The following is a 17,302-nucleotide window of genomic DNA, read 5'->3' as shown; positions in this document are numbered from 1 at the left end:
GAGAGCTAATGCCCTCAAAACTAAACAAAGTTTCTCAGTGTGCTTCCGTACCTTGCGGATTCTCTTAGTATCTCTACTCTCCTCCGCTTTGGCTTCCTTAGAAAGGAGGTGATCCAGCCGCAGGTTCTCCTACGGCTACCTTGTTACGACTTCACCCCAGTCATCTGCCCTGCCTTAGACGGCTCCCTCCTTACGGTTAGGCCACCGGCTTTGGGCGTTGCAGACTCCCATGGTGTGACGGGCGGTGTGTACAAGGCCCGGGAACGTATTCACCGCGGCGTGCTGATCCGCGATTACTAGCGATTCCAGCTTCGTGCAGTCGAGTTGCAGACTGCAGTCCGAACTGAGAACAGCTTTCAGAGATTTGCTTGCCTTCGCAGGCTCGCTGCTCGTTGTACTGCCCATTGTAGCACGTGTGTAGCCCAGGTCATAAGGGGCATGATGACTTGACGTCGTCCCCACCTTCCTCCGGTTTGTCACCGGCAGTCTCATTAGAGTGCCCAACTCAATGCTGGCAACTAATGACAAGGGTTGCGCTCGTTGCGGGACTTAACCCAACATCTCACGACACGAGCTGACGACAGCCATGCACCACCTGTCTTAGCGTCCCCGAAGGGAACTCCCAATCTCTTGGGATTGCGCTAGATGTCAAGACCTGGTAAGGTTCTTCGCGTTGCTTCGAATTAAACCACATGCTCCACCGCTTGTGCGGGCCCCCGTCAATTCCTTTGAGTTTCAACCTTGCGGTCGTACTCCCCAGGCGGAGTGCTTAATGCGTTAGCTGCAGCACTGAGAGGCGGAAACCTCCCAACACTTAGCACTCATCGTTTACGGCATGGACTACCAGGGTATCTAATCCTGTTCGCTACCCATGCTTTCGAGCCTCAGCGTCAGTTGCAGACCAGAGAGCCGCTTTCGCCACTGGTGTTCTTCCATATATCTACGCATTCCACCGCTACACATGGAGTTCCACTCTCCTCTTCTGCACTCAAGAAAGACAGTTTCCGATGCAGTTCCTCGGTTGAGCCGAGGGCTTTCACATCAGACTTATCTTTCCGCCTGCGCTCGCTTTACGCCCAATAAATCCGGACAACGCTTGCCACCTACGTATTACCGCGGCTGCTGGCACGTAGTTAGCCGTGACTTTCTGGTTGATTACCGTCAAATAAAGATCAGTTACTCTCTCTATCTTTCTTCACCAACAACAGAGCTTTACGATCCGAAAACCTTCTTCACTCACGCGGCGTTGCTCCATCAGACTTTCGTCCATTGTGGAAGATTCCCTACTGCTGCCTCCCGTAGGAGTTTGGGCCGTGTCTCAGTCCCAATGTGGCCGATCAGTCTCTCAACTCGGCTATGCATCAATGCCTTGGTAGGCCTTTACCCTACCAACTAGCTAATGCACCGCGGGTCCATCCTTTAGCGACAGCTTGCGCCGCCTTTCAAGCTCTAGCCATGCAGCTAGAGTTGTTATCCGGTATTAGCACCTGTTTCCAAATGGTATCCCAGACTTAAGGGCAGGTTACCCACGTGTTACTCACCCATCCGCCGCTAGCTTGTATCTATGTCCGTTCCGAAGAACTTCTATAGGCAAGCTCGCTCGACTTGCATGTATTAGGCACGCCGCCAGCGTTCGTCCTGAGCCAGGATCAAACTCTCATTTTTTATAAAATAATAGTTCTTTAAGATCTTTGTCTCAAAATTTATTGCTTGCGAATTGACTTCGCTTATTTTTTGTTTGGGTTGTTACACCCGCACACTTTTAGCGAAACTTTGTTCAGTTTTCAAAGTACTAGCTCGTCTGCTTTGTAGCAGACCGCTCTTTTATTTTAGCAGATGTCTTCTTGCCTGTCAAGAAGTTTTTTTATCCCGCCGATCGAGCTCTTTGTCTTGCGCCCGACGACAGTTAAATATATTACACACCTTTTCTAAATAAGTCAACACTTATTTATATTCGGATATAAAGCTTATATTTGCTTATTATGGTGCCTATTAATTATAATATTAGCTATATTCTTTACTTTAAAAGCAAAAGATCTAATATTGATCCGCAAAAATCGAACATTAGCCCTAAAATGCTAGAAAAATTTTTTGTTTTAAATCAAAATTCCTGCGCCATGGTCAATTTCATGCTGGATAACCTCGGCCACAAAGTCGCTAAATACCTGGCTTTTAGCTTGGAAATTGCGGTCTAGATACTCAACGGTAATTTCTTGATATCTAACTGCTTCGCGCTCTCCCATTAAAGAAAGGCATCCCTCCTTAGCCAGATACTTGCCTTTCTTATTAGTAATAACTGGATTATACATCAGTACGGGAAAAGGTCCGATATATAAGGCAATGATTTGCTTGTTTACGCCAATCATATTGGCAGCAAGACCTGCTGCTTTGTCATTATTAGCAATTAGAGTATCAAGCAAGTCTTCTCCGGCAGCTTGATCGGCCTTAGTTGCTAATTGAGATTTTTTACTTAGAATCATCGCGTCCTTAATAATAGTTTTTGCTGTCATTGGTCTTTCCTTTCATTTTCCTCAATGTTATCAAATCTTAACCAAATTGAGTAGTTATCGTTAAAGTTATTGATCTACAATAGCTAGAGTATCTTTATGTATGAAAGGAAATTCATCTTGAAAAAATTATTCCTATTACTAGGCAGCTTCTGCCTAATCTTAACCCTCTTCTCTCATCCAGCTTTGGCCGCTAGCAACGATTCGCAAACTGAAATGCGCAATTTTGTTCGCACTACTTTAGCGCAAAATCATATGCGCGGCAGCGTAGTTGTCGTCAAAGATGGTATCCCTGAGCAAATCAGCTACGGCTGGGCCTGGTATGGCAAACGCTATGGCAACGGCAATAGCAAGGTAGTTTACCCAACTGCTTCTTTACAAAAAGTAATCACCGGCGCCATCATCGTGCAACTGATCAATCAATATGATGGAACAAGCCAGCAATTTTCTCAATATACGAAGATTTCTCGCTGGTATCCTAATCTTAAAAACGCAGACAAAATCACCGTTGGCAACTTGCTGACTCATACTTCTGGCATTACTGCTAGGCAAACTGAAGTCAACCGCGGCTATGTATATTCTGAACAAGGTGCAATCGATTGGCTAGTAAATCACATCAACAATGCTTCTAGCGGCATGATCGGCAGCTACTACTACAATAATGCCAACTTCATTTTGCTAGCCGGCATTATCAGCAAGCTTACTGGCAACTCTTATGCAGAAAATGTTCAAACTCGAATTATCCAGCCACTTGGTTTAACTCATACTTACCTGTATCAAAACATCCCTTCCACGATGACCGATGCGATTTCCTACGCTTATCTTGGCAAAAATTATCAAAAACCTTCTTATATGAAAGCTAGCCTTGCTTCGCAAATTCCAGGTGCCGGCAACTTATTCTCGACGCCGATGGACTACTACAAGATTTTGCTTGCTTTAACTGACGGCACGATTTTGTCAAAATCTGATTTCTACTATTTGACTCATTTAAAGAGCAAAATCACGAACTATTCCGGTGGCTTATATTTAGAAAAAAACGATCAGCTAAAGCTCGCCTATGGCAGTTTTTCAGCTTATCATTTTGCCAATTGGTTCCAAATGACTAGCGACAATCAAAATGGCTTGATCATGTTTTTGAATCAAAGCGGCGATAATGAACCTAAAGTCAAGGCAGTCGGCTATCAGATCTTAAATCACATCAAAGCAAATACATTTTCCTCCAATTAAAAAGGTTGGCCCAATTATTAACTTGGGCCAACCTCTTTTATTATTCAAAAATCAAATCATGAACTGCCCCTGATAACGGCTGCTTCAAGCGCAGATCCATCCCTACTACGCTTTTATGCTTAGGGCCAATTTGCTCTTCCTTTACGCTAGATAAAACAATCTCTGCTTGACCTAAATAGAAGAACTCCTTGCCGATTTGATCGCTTTGTTTAACGAACAAATGAATCTTCATCCCTGGCTCAAGCAATTTCTTTACCTCATTAGAATACAAATGCCTTGGCGAGCGCGTATACCAGCGCAGGCTTTGGCCGTTAATCAGCCGATTGTCGTAAATGGCATTGCGCTTTTCTTCGGATTCTTTCTTATAGGTAATAAAAATTGGCGTCTCATTCTCGCCCACCCGGTAGCCATACATTGGCGCACTAACATCTAGTGGCCAATTCAGCAAGCGGCAAACATCCTCGCGATCATATTGCTTATAGAGGGTGAATTGCTTCAAATTGTCATAAGAGTGATTTAAAGCTAAACCAGTTTTGATTAAATCAGCTAGCAAAAGTTTAAAGTCTGGCTGATGCAGTTCTTTTGCTAGCTGCTTAGAAAAGCGATAGGTCAATAGATCATGCTCAATCAAAGGCAAATTGCCGTACTGCATCTTTCTGGTGGTCTTGCCCGCCTTCACCTCAAAAAAGTCCAAGGATAGGATCTGATCAATTGAAGTAAGTACTGCTTCATTAACATAGACTCCTTGTCCCTCTAAGAGTTTGACGAAGTCATCAGCCGCTATTTCTTTTTGAACAAGCAATTTTTCCAGCAGCAATAACTCATGGGGCCTTTTGCCATTTAATAATTCCTGGGTGACAAAGTCCAAGACCTTTTCGCCATAGTCTGATAGATCAATTTTTTCGCCCATTTTAAGCAAAAATTGTCCGTAATTCTTGAAGCCAGCATTCTTGCTAAAGACCAAAGGTGAACTTGAACCATATTGATAAAAGTCATATAAAAGTGGCATTCGGCCTAGCTTCTCTTTGAGCTCTTGATAAGACTGACGTAGTTGCTGGATTGAATCTAGCTTGACCTTCTCTAGCGAAGCCAGAATCTTTTCGCTAGCAATCTGGCTAAAATTGATCGTCGAAACGTCTAAATAACTCGCCAGCTTAATCTCTCTTCTAGCTAAGTCCTTGTCCCTGCTGGTGTCAGCGTGTAAAGCCAGTGGAATTAAATAGTTGTTTTTGTAATTGCCAATAAAATCGATCACCGTTACATAGTCTTTGCCTGGATACTTTCTCAACCCCCGGCCTAGTTGCTGGGTGAAGACAATCTGCGATTGGGTATTGCGCAAAAAGATCAACTGATTGACTAAGGGAATATCGATCCCTTCATTGAACAAATCGACCGTGATGATGTATTCGATCTGCCCTTTTTCAAGCTGGTCAACCACTTCCTGCCTTCTTGTTTCACTATCTTGATTGGTTAAAGCTACTGATGCATGTCCTCTTTGACTAAAAATCTCCGCCAACTCGCGCGCTTCTTGCTGGCGACTAGCAAAAATCAACCCCCGCAAGCTTTCTCCGCAATAGCCATAGTAGTCGATTTCTTTAAGCAGATAATCGACCCGCTTGTCGGTTGTTAAATAGCGTAAATCCGTTGTTTCATCGATCTCTTCGCCATCAAGGACATAATCTGTTACGCCCACGTAATGAAACGGCGACAGCATCTTTTCTTCTAGGGCATCCCGCAATCTAATCTCATAGGCTAGGTTGTAATCAAAGAGCTGATAGATATTTTGCTGGTCCATCCGCTCTGGCGTAGCGGTCATGCCCAGGTAAAACTTAGGCTGAAAATGATCGAAAATCTTTTGGTAGCTTTTAGCTGCTGAGCGGTGGGCCTCATCAATCAAAATATAATCAAATTCATCGCTGGCAAATTGGGCCAAATTTTCAGCTTGGGCCATAGTTTGAATCGTTGAAAATAAGTACTTGGCTGTCAAATCATGATGCGAGCCAGAATATAGACCGTACTGGCTTGATGGGCCGCCGATCACTTTTTGAAAACTCTTCATGGCCTTTTTAGCAATCTGCTGGCGGTGAACCAAAAACAAAAAGCGCTTAGGCTGAAAGTCCTTGACTGCAAAGGCTCCTAAATAAGTCTTGCCTGTCCCCGTAGCCGAGACCACCAAGGCGCGGCGACTGCCAGCTTGAACTAATTGCCGCAAATTTTCTAGGGCCGCTTTTTGCATCTGGTTAGGCAAAATCTGGCGCGACTTTTGATTAACTGAATGGCTCTGTTTGACCGGCTGCCAGTTTTGGGCATATTCTTTTAGCCAGTCATAACTAAAAGTCTGACTATTTGCTTCAAGCTCAAGCAGATCCTGACTAATTTGCTGAGCTAAAGCTGCATTATTTTTTGAACTTAATTTCAAAGACCATTCGCAATTGCTTAAAAGGGCCGACCGGGTAAAATTGGCACTGCCGATGATTAAAGTTTGATAGTCGCCATGGTCGAATAAGTAGCCTTTGACATGGAAATTTTTATCGCAAATTTTCAAATCGAGGTTAGGAATTTTGGCTAGTTCCGCAAAAACCTTCGGATGATTGAAATTCAAATAAGACCCGGTAATGATTGTCCCTCTAATATTCTTGCGGGCTAAGTCCTCCATCACTAGCTTAAAAGGCACCAGCATATCCTGCGTAATAAAAGCCACTGCCCAAGTAAAATGCTCACAAGAGCACAACTCTTGGCGTAAGGTCGACCAGATTTTTTCATCTTTATTATTAGTCAATAATTTGGGGCTCAAAAATTCATGCCCGGGATAGTCTAGATCATATAGACCATGCAAAATTGCATCTTGTAGTACTTGCTTCATAATTTTTCCTATTCAAAATAAAAAACGAAATTATGTCTAATTTCGTTTCGCCTGCTATAAATCGATTTCTAAAACAATTGGGCAGTGGTCGGCTCTGTCACCAGTATCGACCATGTCTGAACTGATGATCTTGTCGCTGATGCGATCGCTAGTTAGCCAGTAGTCAATTCTCCAGCCAGAGTTGTTGGCCTTGGCAGTCTTGACTCTTTGAGCCCACCAAGAATAGACTCCTTCAACATTGCCATGAATTTTTCTAAAAGAATCCGTAAAACCAGCTTCAAGTAATTGACTAAAACCAGCTCTTTCTTCGTCAGTAAAGCCAGCAGAATGGTGATTGTTTTCTGGATGCTTCAAGTCGATTTCTTCATGCGCGCAGTTGTAGTCGCCACTAGCTAAAACTGGCTTTTTGGCATCTAATTCCTTCAAGTAGGCAATATACTTTTGATCCCATTCTTGACGCTCAGCTAGGCGCTTTAAGCCGCTACCAGCGTTAGGAGTATAAACTTGCGTTACATAAAAATCGTCAAACTCTAAAGTAATAATGCGTCCCTCTTCATCCATTGGCTCTGGTGCGCCGATCTTAGGATATGAAACTTCTGGAGCCAGGTTCTTCAAATATAAGTACATGACTCCAGCATAGCCCTTTCTAGCAGGCTCCCTAGAAGAGCGCCAAACGTAATCATATTCTGGAAAAATTTCTGCTAAAATTTCTTGGTGCTTTTTCGTCGGACCACTATCTCTTAATTTGGTTTCCTGAATTGCAATAATATCTGCATGCAAGTCGTGCAATTTTTCTAAAATAGATCTAGTGATCTCTGCTCTAGGACTAGTCCCAGTCAAAGCAGCATTTAAAGAATCAATATTCCAAGAAATTAATTTCATCGATAATCCACCTCGTTTTTCCCTCAATTATAACCAAAAACACCCCTCAACTAAAACTAGAATGCCCAGACTTGATAAATTTTTCAAAAAACTTCCTCTTTTGTGTTTTAATTAACAAGCCCAAGTGTGTATAATAGTAGACGGTCATATTATATTTTGACGGAGGTTTGATTTATGACAAAGATTTTTGCTTACGCTATTCGTGACGACGAAAAGCCATTCTTAGAAGAATGGAAGAACGCTCACAAGGATATTGACGTTGATTACACCAGCGAACTTTTAACTCCTGAAACTGCTGCTTTAGCTAAGGGCGCAGACGGTGCTGTTGTATACCAACAATTGGACTACACCGCTGAAACTCTTCAAGCATTAGCAGATGCTGGCGTTACTACTATGTCATTACGTAACGTTGGTGTTGACAACATCGACATGGCTAAGGCTAAGGAATTAAACTTCAAGATCACTAACGTTCCTGTTTACTCACCAAACGCTATTGCTGAACACGCAGCTATCCAAGCAGCTCGTGTATTGCGTCAAGCTAAGCCAATGGACATGAAGATGGCTAAGCGCGACTTGCGTTGGGCTCCAACTATTGGTCGTGAAGTTCGTGACCAAGTTGTTGGTGTTGTAGGTACTGGTCACATTGGTCAAGTATTTATGCAAATCATGGAAGGTTTCGGTGCTAAGGTTATTGCTTACGACCTCTTCAGAAACCCAGAACTTGAAAAGAAGGGTTACTACGTAGACTCACTTGACGACTTGTACAAGCAAGCTGACGTAATTTCACTTCACGTACCTGACGTTCCAGCTAATGTTCACATGATCAACGACAAGTCAATCGCTGAAATGAAGGACGGCGTTGTTATCGTTAACGTATCACGTGGTCCACTTGTTGACACTGATGCTGTTATCCGTGGTTTGGACTCAGGCAAGATCTTCGGTTTCGTTATGGATACTTACGAAGACGAAGTTGGCGTATTTAACGAAGACTGGGAAGGTAAAGAATTCCCAGACGCTCGTTTGGCTGACTTGATCGACCGTCCAAACGTATTGGTAACTCCACACACTGCTTTCTACACTACTCACGCTGTACGCAACATGGTAGTTAAGGCATTTGACAACAACTTGGCTATGATTAAGGGTGAAGAACCTGAATCACCAGTTGCTTTAGACAAGAACAAGTTCTAATTTTAAATTGATAATTAAATAAGCATATCTCATCATCTGTGATGGATATGCTTATTTTTTTCGATTAAATTTTCTATTCTACGTCCTTAGCTGGTTCAGCTACATCCAGCAAGGAATATTTTTGCCCATCATAAGTTACATGAGCAACTGCACAATTGCCGTAGTGCTTGTCCCCCAAGGGTTTATCGACTCCTAGTGCTCGGCGCAAGAAGTTCATTAAGGCCCCGCCATGTGAGACTATTAAAACTTTTTTGCCATCAGGGATGTCTTGAAGCAAGTCAGTGATTGTCTTATACAACCGCTCTTCGACTTCAGTTTGACTTTCGCCACCATATTGCTTGAAAAAATCGCCATAAGGTAGTTTAGGATTAAGAAATTCATCTTGTCCTTCAAAGCGTCCAAAAGAAAATTCGCGCAAGCCCTTGACACGTTGATACGGCATGTCAGCAATAATTTCTAGCGTATCACTGGCTCTTTCAGCGGTTGAAGCAAAAGCATAGTCAAATTTAATTCCAGATTTTTTTAAATAATCGCTCGATGCCTTTGCCTGCTTGATTCCTAGCGGAGTTAGCGGCGAATCGCACCAGCCTTGGATTTTGTGGTAATAGTTGAAGTAAGTCTGTCCATGACGAACTAAGTAAAGATCGATCATTTTCTTGTCCTTTCTAGTCTAGTGGATATTGATATGGAAATTGTGCAGCTTCTGGAACTTGATCCCAAGTAACGGTATGCCCCGCCCCATGTGAACAGAAGACTGAATTAGGCGTATTGTCAAAATCGGCCACTGGATTGTAAGCCATTTGTTCAATTATCTCTTCTGCATTATGACAAGGTTGATACTGAGCTAGGCTATATTCAATTTGTCCCTGGCCATGACTGTAGTTTCTAACTTCACTGGCATAGTCGCGCATTTCTGATACAGGTGCTTGTCCCTCTAAGACAACGCTGTCGCCAAGCATAATTGGTTCGGAAAATTCTCCGTGCATTTTTTGAATATCATTCATAGCTCTGCCTAATAAAGTCTGTGGCAGATGCAACTTAAATTTATACCATGGCTCCAGCAGTTGACAAGCTTTTCTGACTTTTAATTCCATCAAGCCCTGTCTGACTCCGCGGTAAGTTGCCTCACGGAAATCTCCACCTACGGTATGAACGTTGCTAGCTCGGCCACCGATTAGGGTAATTTTGACATCGGTTAAAGGATAGCCCGTCAAAACGCCCAAGTGCTCTTTGCTGGCTAAGGCGGTCATAATCTGTTGTTGCCAATTGTTAGCTAGAACTTCCAAACTGCACTCATTTGCCAAAATGACCCCACTACCTCTTGGTGCCGGCTCAAGCAAAAAGTGAACTTCAGAATAATGACGCAGAGGTTCAAAGTGGCCGACAGCTTCAATTTTGCGGGTAATTGTTTCCTTATACAAAACTCCGCCCTCATCAAAAGCCACTTCTAAGCCAAAGCGATCTTGCAATTCTTGCTGCAAAATTTCTAGCTGAATCTGACCCATGATTTCCAACTGAATTTCCTGTAAAGCCTCTGACCAAGTCAGATGAAGCTGAGGCTCTTCATCTTTTAACAAAGCTAACTTATCAATGGCTGTATGTACATCCATATTCAGGGGCTTTAAGCGATAGCGCAAAGTTGGAATTAAGCTAGCTTGGGGAGCGTCTTCTTGATTGATGCCTTGACCTGGATAAGTATGTTTAAGTCCAGTCAGGGCAACCACTTCGCCGGCTATTGCTTGATTGACTGTTTCAAACTTATTAGCATTATAAATTCGAATCTGGTTGATCTTTTCGCCATCGACTAATTCCATTCGATTTTGCAATTTGCCAGCAGTGATCTTCAGCCAAGTTAGTCGCTCGCCTTTTGGATCATGGGAAATTTTATAAACTTGGCCGCTAAAATCATCTCCGCCTTCTTCTGCTTGGCAAAATCTCGCCATCCCTGCCATTAATTCCTGCGTGCCTTGCAATTTTAAAGCTGAGCCAAAATATACCGGCATAACTTTTCTTTGCTTAATTAATCGACTAATATCTTCATCGTCTAACTTTCCAGTAGCTAAGTACTTGTCTAGCAAGGCTTCATCCGCTGTAGCCAAATTCTCATATAGATCTTTTTGATCAGTGAAGTCGAGGCAGTTTTGCGACAAGTTTTCCTGCAAATCTTGCAAGAGCTTGTCCTTGTCATAAGCTAGATCCGTCTTATTGACAAAAATAAAGACCGGCAATTCATACTTAGCAAACAAATCCCACAAGACCTTGGTGTAGCTGGTGATTCCGCTATTAGCCGAAACGACCAAAATCACATAGTCCAAAACGCTCAAGCTAGCTTCTGTTTGAGCAGCAAAGTCGATGTGTCCAGGAGTATCAATCAGATTGAACTGAATGCCATCTTTTGCTAAATGGGCCAAGTGAGAAAAGATCGTGATTCCTCTTTGCTTTTCAAGTTTTTCTGGATCTAAAAAAGCATCCCCAGCATCGACTCTGCCCCATTTTCTAAGGTCGCCTGCTTGATAAAGCAAGGCTTCTGACAAAGTAGTTTTCCCAGCATCAACGTGGGCAACTAAACCAATCGTAATTTTTTTCATCATAATTTTTCCAAAAAAATAGCAGAAGTAGCCAAAATTGACCACTACTGCTAACTATCATTCTAATCTTTAGAAGGTTGCTTCATCTGGATCAAGCGCCATCTTAGCTGCGCCGTGTAAACCATCTAACTTCTTCATATCATCTTCGCTAAGTTCAAAATCAAAGATATCAGCATTTGACTTGATGTATTCAGCGTGAACTGATTTTGGCAATGGCAAGAAACCATGTTGCAATGACCAACGAAGCAAAACTTGAGGAGCTGACTTGCCGTAGTTTTCAGCAACAGCATTGACTGTTTCGTTGCCAAGCAAGCCACCAGTACCAAGTGGGCTGTAAGCTTCATTAAGAATGCCTAATTCGTTGTTGTACTTAACCAAATCTTCTTGCATATCGCTTGGGTTCAAGTAGTTTTGGTTAACTGCTGGCTTGATTTCAGCTGTCTTAAGCAATTCATCAATATGATGCTTTCTAAAGTTTGAAATACCAATGCTGCGAATCTTGCCTGCCTTAACGGCTTCTTCCATTGCGCGCCAACTTTCAGCGTTAAGTTCAGCCCAATTTTCGCGCATGTCAACTGGATTTGGCCAGTGGATCAAGTACAAGTCCAGGTAGTCTAGGCCAAGGTTTTCTAAGCTCTTGTCAATTGCCTTCTTAGTACTTTCATAGCCGTGGTCACTATTCCAAAGCTTAGTAGTGACAAACAATTCGTCGCGCTTGATGCCGCTAGCCTTGATTGCTTCGCCAACGCTAGTTTCATTGCCGTAAGCGGCTGCAGTGTCAATGTGACGGTAGCCACTTTCCAAAGCTGCCAAAACTGCATCCTTAGCCACTTGTCCATTAGGAGTTTGCCAAGTACCAAAACCAACTACTGGAATTTCTACGCCATTATTTAATTTATAAGTATCTGTTAGCATGTATAATTGTCCTTCTTTCTAAAAGCACATCAACTAACTAAAAATAAGTAACTACATAATAAACTATTTTGGCGAATTTTTCAATAATTTAAATTCCAGCCTTACCGGATTGTGGTCAGCATAGCGGTAATTGGTGTTGATATTGACTGCTTTAGTCTGAATATTTTTAGAAACGATAAATCCATCCCCAACTGTTTGGTAGTTGACTTTAGGATGATAAGCCATATCGGTCGAGCGCACAGTTGCAACCTTCATTCGATTTTCGGCTTTGACCATAACGAAGTCCTTTGGCAACATCTTTTGACTTAAAACTGAAATCCAAGTTGGAACTTTTTCTTCATGGTCAAAATGCTTGAGCATGTCAGGACCAAGGGCGTGATTGAAGTCTCCGCCCACAATGACATAGTTGCCTAGGCGGTATTCTGCTTCAATTACCTTAGACAAAAGCTTCATCTGAGCCTTGCGCATCTTGCCGCCCTTATCATAAGCCGACATGTGGCTATTGATGACGATCAAGTGCTTGCCACCCTTGACTGGATAACGCATAACAGCAAAGCAGCGATCCAAATCGGTAAACTTGGAAATAAAGGCACTGGTAATTGGGAACTTGCGTCTGATTGCGCGATCGGCATGGTACTTGCTCAAAGTTAACAGCCCCGATTCAACGCTGCCATGTGGATCGTTGAGTGGCCAAAAGAGATAGGCCGAGTGGAAATTATTGGCAAAAGTATAATCATATCCGGGCATATTTTTTTCGAGCATCTTTACCTGATTGACGTAGTGGCTTCTAGTCGAATGAGTATCGATTTCTTGCAATAAAACAAAATCCGGCTTTTGCTGGTGGATAGTTGAAATTACTCCATCAGTCGACTTGATTACTGCCTGCTTAGAAAAAGCCGTCCCGCGAGTGCCTTGAGTTTTCTGGCCATTTTTCAGTTCTCCTTGATCCATGAAAAAAGAAAACTTCTGATTATAAGCCCCAAAACCCACATTGTAAGTCAGCGCACTGTAATCTTTATTAAGACTCAATCTTGCCTCTTGCTGGTTGCCAACGCTCAGCTTCTCCTTGTCTGGCAAGCGGTAATAGTGCATCTGCATATAACCAACATAGCCCGCTAGCAGCAAGACAACTACTCCTAAGAAAATAGCTAGGTATTTGCCGATTTTTTTGACTACTTTCAATTGAAAAACTCCCTACTTTTGAAAATCTCGCTTCATTAGGGCAATAAACTCCGGATAAGTGTCCACTTCAAATAGGGGATGCAAGTCTGGAATATTGTTCTTGCGATGACGATGATTGAACCAAATGCTATCAACGTGATAAAGACTAGCACCAAGAATATCTGATTTCAATCCATCCCCAAAAAAGATGGTCTCGCTTGGCCCAATCTGCGTTCGGCTGAAGAAATAGTCGAAAATATGTGAATCAGGCTTAGAATATTGCGCTTCTTGCGAAGTCACGATCAAGTCGAAATAATCCTTAATTCCAGCCAGTTCCAAACGGTGGCGCTGCATGAATTTTTCGCCATTGCTTAAAATCGTCAACTTGTAGCCCTGTCTTTTGGCATAGATCAAGCTATCTTCCACCCCAGGCAGCAACTTGTGCGTTTCGCCAAAGTAGGACCGGTATTCATTCATAATTTCATTTCCATCAACATCTAAGTCTAAAGTCTGCTTCAAGAAGACGCGGAAACATTTTTCTGATAGTTCTTCGTAGCTAATTTTTCCTAATTCTAATTCGCGCCATAATCCTTGATTATAGGCATGATACTGTCTTTGCAAGTCCGCATTCAATGGCCAGTGATGCGAATTGAATAAACTGCGCAAAGCAAAATCTTCAGTATCAGCAAAATCAATCAAAGTATCATCAACGTCAAAAATTATCTGTTTATAGCGCATAACCATACCCTTTCTATGTGATAGTCTGAAAAATTATTATAACACAGCAATTATAACTAAGACTTGACAGGGTCTTTTTTTAGAATTAGAATTCTAGGTAATTATTAATTGTGAAAGGAGATTTATCATGTTTGTAGAATTTATGACAATTAATCGTTGGCAATTCCAGCACTAGGTCATTCTGCATGCATTGGCACAGATATGACCTGTTTAGAGATCATGTCTGTGCTGGTAAATCTCAATAATCATTGCCCGCACGGAAAAAGCGTGCGGGTTTTGTCTTTTAAAAAGCATTTCCTGCCAAGGAAGTGCTTTTTTTATGATCTCGAGGAGTATTTTATTAGCAGTGAGGAATAAAAATGAAACGTTTAATTGGAACTATCGTGGCACTATTTGCCTTTTTGGTACTGGCCTTTTTTAAAGAAGAGCCACAATCATCATCTAAAAATCTATCTATCGGTATCTTGCAAACTGTTAGCCACCCCGCTCTTGATCAAATTCATCAGGGCATTCTCAAGGGGCTAGCTGATTCAGGCTATCATCAAGGCAAGAATCTCAAGGTTTATTTTGAAAATGCGCAAGGCGATCAAAGCAACTTAAAGACGATGAGCGATCAATTTCAAAATAAGCATGTTGCTTTAACCATCGGCATTGCAACTCCAGCCGTGCAAGCTTTAGCTAATGAAGCCGGCTTGGCTCCAGTCATCATGGGAGCAGTTAGCGATCCGCTGGGAACCGGATTAGTCAAAAGCTTAAAGCATCCTGGCGGAAAAGTTACCGGCGTGCAAGACATGCAGCCAACTGCCGTTCAACTTAGCTTGTTTAAGCAAATCATCCCTCATATTAAAACCATCGGCGTCATGTACACTTCTAGCGATGATTCATCAACAGCCGAATATCGCCACTTCAAGCAACTAGCTGAAAAAATGGGCATCAAGGTCATCCCTTATACCATCACTTCTACCAACGATATTGAACAAGTCGCTCAAACTATGGCGGGCAAGGTTCAAGCCGTCTATGTGCCAACTGACAACAATGTCGCTTCTGGGATTGCTACTTTGTTAAAAGCAACTAATGCTGCCAAGATCCCCGTCATCCCAGCAGCTGACACCATGGTCAAGTCCGGCGGATTAATTACTAAGTCAGTCAGCCAATTTGATATGGGCGTTTTAACTGGAAAAATGGCCGCCAAAATTCTTAAAGGCGCCGATCCTGCCAAGACCCCAGTTGAGCGAGTAACTAGCTATGAAACAGTCATCAACCAAAAAGCAGCTGACAAATTAGGCATTGATATTCCAGCTAGCTTAATCAAAGATGCGCAAAAGAAAGGAAGAATCATCAAATGAATCTTATCACTTCAACTATTGGTCAAGGCCTTTTATGGGGGATCTTGGCGCTAGGGCTTTATCTATCATTTAGAATTCTCAACTTCCCTGATATGACGGTCGAAGGGACCTTCCCTTTTGGCGCTGCAGTTTGTGCTAGCAGCATTGCTAGGGGCGCCGATCCACTACTAGCTACCTTACTAGCTTTATTAGCAGGGATGCTTACCGGCTTGATTACTGGCCTACTTTATACTAAAGGCAAAATTCCCATTCTCTTAGCCGGAATTTTAACCATGACCGGGATTTATTCTATCAACTTGCGCATCTTGGGCAAGGCCAATCTCGGCTTACTAAATCGGCCTACTCTGTTAAGCAATCGTCTATTGCAAAACTTGCCCACCAACTTCCCAACAATTGTTGTTGGCTTGATCTTTGCGACAATTGTCGTTTTCCTACTAGCGATATTTTTGAATACGGAATTAGGTCAGGCATTTATTGCCACCGGCGACAATGAAAAAATGGCCCAATCTCTTGGCATCAACACTGACCGCATGAAGATTCTAGGCTTAATGCTTTCTAATGGCTTAATTGGCCTAGCTGGCGGGCTCTTAGCGCAAAATGGCGGCTACGCCGACGTTAACATGGGAATCGGGACGATGGTTATTGGCCTTGCCGCCATCATTATTGGTGAAGTTGTCTATGGCGATCTATCGCTAACGGCTAGACTAGTAGCAGTTGTTGTCGGTAGTATCCTCTACCGCTTAGTGCTATTGCTCGTCTTGCAGCTAGGCTTTAGCACCAACGACTTCAAATTGTTGTCAGCCATCATCTTAGCTATTTGCTTGATGTTGCCTTTATTGCAAAAGAAATTTAGAGTGAAGCAACTTCTACAGAAAGGAATTCAAAAGCCATGACTTTAGAACTCAAAAATATCACTACAGTCGTCAATCAAGGAACGCCTGAAGAAAAGACGATTCTCAAGCAAATCAATCTCAAATTGCAAGATGGCGACTTCGTCACCTTGCTTGGAACCAATGGTGCCGGCAAGTCGACCCTGCTCAATGTGATCAATGGCTCTTTGAAGCCTTCTAGCGGTCAAATTTTGCTTGATGGCACTGACATCACCAATCTATCTGAAGTTAAGCGAGCAAAAGACATCGCCCAAGTTTTTCAAGATCCTAAGCTTGGCACAGCTCCCAGAATGACTGTAGCCGAAAACTTGCTTCTGGCGACTAAGCGCGGACTACGCCGAAGCTTAAAGATGCGCGGACTTGAGAAGCACTTAGCAGAATTTAAAGAAAAAACTGCCCAGCTTCCTAATGGCTTAAGCAAGCACTTGCAAACTTTTGTTGGCAACTTGTCTGGTGGTCAGCGCCAGACCTTGAGCTTTTTGATGGCAACCATTCGCCGGCCAAAGTTGCTCTTATTAGACGAACATACTGCTGCTTTAGACCCTAAGACCAGTCAAAACCTCTTAGCCTTGACCAATGACGTCGTTAGCCGGGAAAAGATCACCTGCATCATGATCACCCACCAACTCAGCGATGCGTTAAAATATGGCAATCGCACGATTATTCTAAACTCTGGAAAAATTGTACTTGATGCTTATGGCGAAGAGAAAAAGCAATTAACCGAAGAGAAAATTTTAGAATTTTTTACGAATTAAATACTTGTCGATTGGCTTATTTTTGCTGTAGAATAGGCTCACATCGGAGGATACAAATGTTTACATTACTTTTCGCATTCTTTCTCCTATGGCTATTTTTCAAGCTAGGAGTAGGATTCGTTAAATTAACAATTTTTATTGTTGGAATACTTCTTACAGCTACCTTTTTTGCTTACTTGCTGATACCAGTATTAATTGTTTTTGGTATTGGCTACGGCTTGTGGGCACTGGCAACTAGATAA

General features: G+C 42.6%; 14 protein-coding genes and 1 rRNA gene. 6 read left to right on the top strand and 9 right to left on the bottom strand.

Annotated features, from left to right (window positions below; translation table 11 throughout):
- Positions 1-101 precede the first annotated feature (101 nt).
- Positions 102-1,665: ribosomal RNA gene (locus BN53_RS01945) — 16S ribosomal RNA — on the bottom strand.
- 431 nt (positions 1,666-2,096) lie between these two features.
- A complete protein-coding gene (locus BN53_RS01940; RefSeq protein WP_009559210.1) occupies positions 2,097-2,510 on the bottom strand; it encodes a peptide deformylase in 414 nt (137 codons plus the stop codon).
- A gap of 117 nt (positions 2,511-2,627) precedes the next feature.
- Between BN53_RS01940 and BN53_RS01935 the strand changes: the two genes are divergently transcribed.
- Positions 2,628-3,734: a serine hydrolase domain-containing protein gene (locus BN53_RS01935; protein ID WP_009559209.1), complete on the top strand. Its 1,107-nt coding sequence runs from the start codon at positions 2,628-2,630 to the stop codon at positions 3,732-3,734.
- Between the two features lie 40 nt (positions 3,735-3,774).
- Here the strand turns inward: BN53_RS01935 and BN53_RS01930 are convergent, their stop codons facing one another.
- Both BN53_RS01930 and BN53_RS01925 read right to left on the bottom strand, forming a co-directional pair.
- On the bottom strand, positions 3,775-6,597 hold the full coding sequence (locus BN53_RS01930; RefSeq protein ID WP_009559208.1) for a DEAD/DEAH box helicase: 2,823 nt from the start codon (positions 6,595-6,597) through the stop codon (positions 3,775-3,777).
- A gap of 54 nt (positions 6,598-6,651) precedes the next feature.
- Positions 6,652-7,479, bottom strand: a complete 828-nt coding sequence (locus BN53_RS01925; protein ID WP_009559207.1) for an exodeoxyribonuclease III — start codon at positions 7,477-7,479, stop codon at positions 6,652-6,654.
- Between the two features lie 174 nt (positions 7,480-7,653).
- Between BN53_RS01925 and BN53_RS01920 the strand changes: the two genes are divergently transcribed.
- Entirely contained in the window at positions 7,654-8,667 is a 1,014-nt protein-coding gene (locus BN53_RS01920) for a D-2-hydroxyacid dehydrogenase (protein WP_009559206.1), read from the top strand.
- 73 nt (positions 8,668-8,740) lie between these two features.
- Here BN53_RS01920 and BN53_RS01915 read toward each other — a convergent pair whose 3' ends face one another.
- The 5 genes from BN53_RS01915 to BN53_RS01895 all read right to left on the bottom strand — a co-directional run bounded on the left by BN53_RS01915 (position 8,741) and on the right by BN53_RS01895 (position 14,069).
- Positions 8,741-9,319, bottom strand: coding sequence for a histidine phosphatase family protein (locus BN53_RS01915; protein ID WP_009559205.1), 579 nt, complete (start codon positions 9,317-9,319; stop codon positions 8,741-8,743).
- Between the two features lie 13 nt (positions 9,320-9,332).
- Positions 9,333-11,255, bottom strand: a complete 1,923-nt coding sequence (locus BN53_RS01910) for an elongation factor G (protein WP_040537261.1) — start codon at positions 11,253-11,255, stop codon at positions 9,333-9,335.
- 69 nt (positions 11,256-11,324) lie between these two features.
- Positions 11,325-12,170: an aldo/keto reductase gene (locus tag BN53_RS01905; protein ID WP_009559203.1), complete on the bottom strand. Its 846-nt coding sequence runs from the start codon at positions 12,168-12,170 to the stop codon at positions 11,325-11,327.
- A 63-nt stretch (positions 12,171-12,233) separates the two neighbouring features.
- Positions 12,234-13,352, bottom strand: coding sequence for an endonuclease/exonuclease/phosphatase family protein (locus tag BN53_RS01900; RefSeq protein WP_009559202.1), 1,119 nt, complete (start codon positions 13,350-13,352; stop codon positions 12,234-12,236).
- 12 nt (positions 13,353-13,364) lie between these two features.
- Positions 13,365-14,069: a YjjG family noncanonical pyrimidine nucleotidase gene (locus BN53_RS01895; RefSeq protein WP_009559201.1), complete on the bottom strand. Its 705-nt coding sequence runs from the start codon at positions 14,067-14,069 to the stop codon at positions 13,365-13,367.
- Between the two features lie 359 nt (positions 14,070-14,428).
- On the opposite strand from BN53_RS01895, the gene trpX reads away from it, so the two are divergent.
- From trpX to BN53_RS01875, 4 genes are read left to right on the top strand one after another with little or no spacing between them, the layout of a single operon-like run.
- The gene (gene trpX, locus BN53_RS01890) at positions 14,429-15,415 is read left to right on the top strand and encodes a tryptophan ABC transporter substrate-binding protein (RefSeq protein ID WP_009559200.1); all 987 of its coding nucleotides are present in this window, start codon (positions 14,429-14,431) and stop codon (positions 15,413-15,415) included.
- Entirely contained in the window at positions 15,412-16,308 is an 897-nt protein-coding gene (locus BN53_RS01885; protein ID WP_009559199.1) for an ABC transporter permease, read from the top strand. The genes trpX and BN53_RS01885 overlap by 4 nt, the downstream gene beginning before the upstream one ends.
- Positions 16,305-17,060: an ABC transporter ATP-binding protein gene (locus tag BN53_RS01880; RefSeq protein ID WP_009559198.1), complete on the top strand. Its 756-nt coding sequence runs from the start codon at positions 16,305-16,307 to the stop codon at positions 17,058-17,060. The genes BN53_RS01885 and BN53_RS01880 overlap by 4 nt, the downstream gene beginning before the upstream one ends.
- A gap of 56 nt (positions 17,061-17,116) precedes the next feature.
- Positions 17,117-17,302 carry a hypothetical protein gene (locus BN53_RS01875; RefSeq protein WP_009559197.1) on the top strand — a complete coding sequence of 62 codons (186 nt, stop codon included), beginning with the start codon at positions 17,117-17,119 and terminating at the stop codon, positions 17,300-17,302.

The sequence above is a fragment of the Lactobacillus pasteurii DSM 23907 = CRBIP 24.76 genome (genome assembly GCF_000297025.1).
GTDB lineage: Bacteria > Bacillota > Bacilli > Lactobacillales > Lactobacillaceae > Lactobacillus > Lactobacillus pasteurii.
Note: the sequence above shows the minus strand (reverse complement) of the source record. Positions and strands in the feature narration are given on the sequence as shown.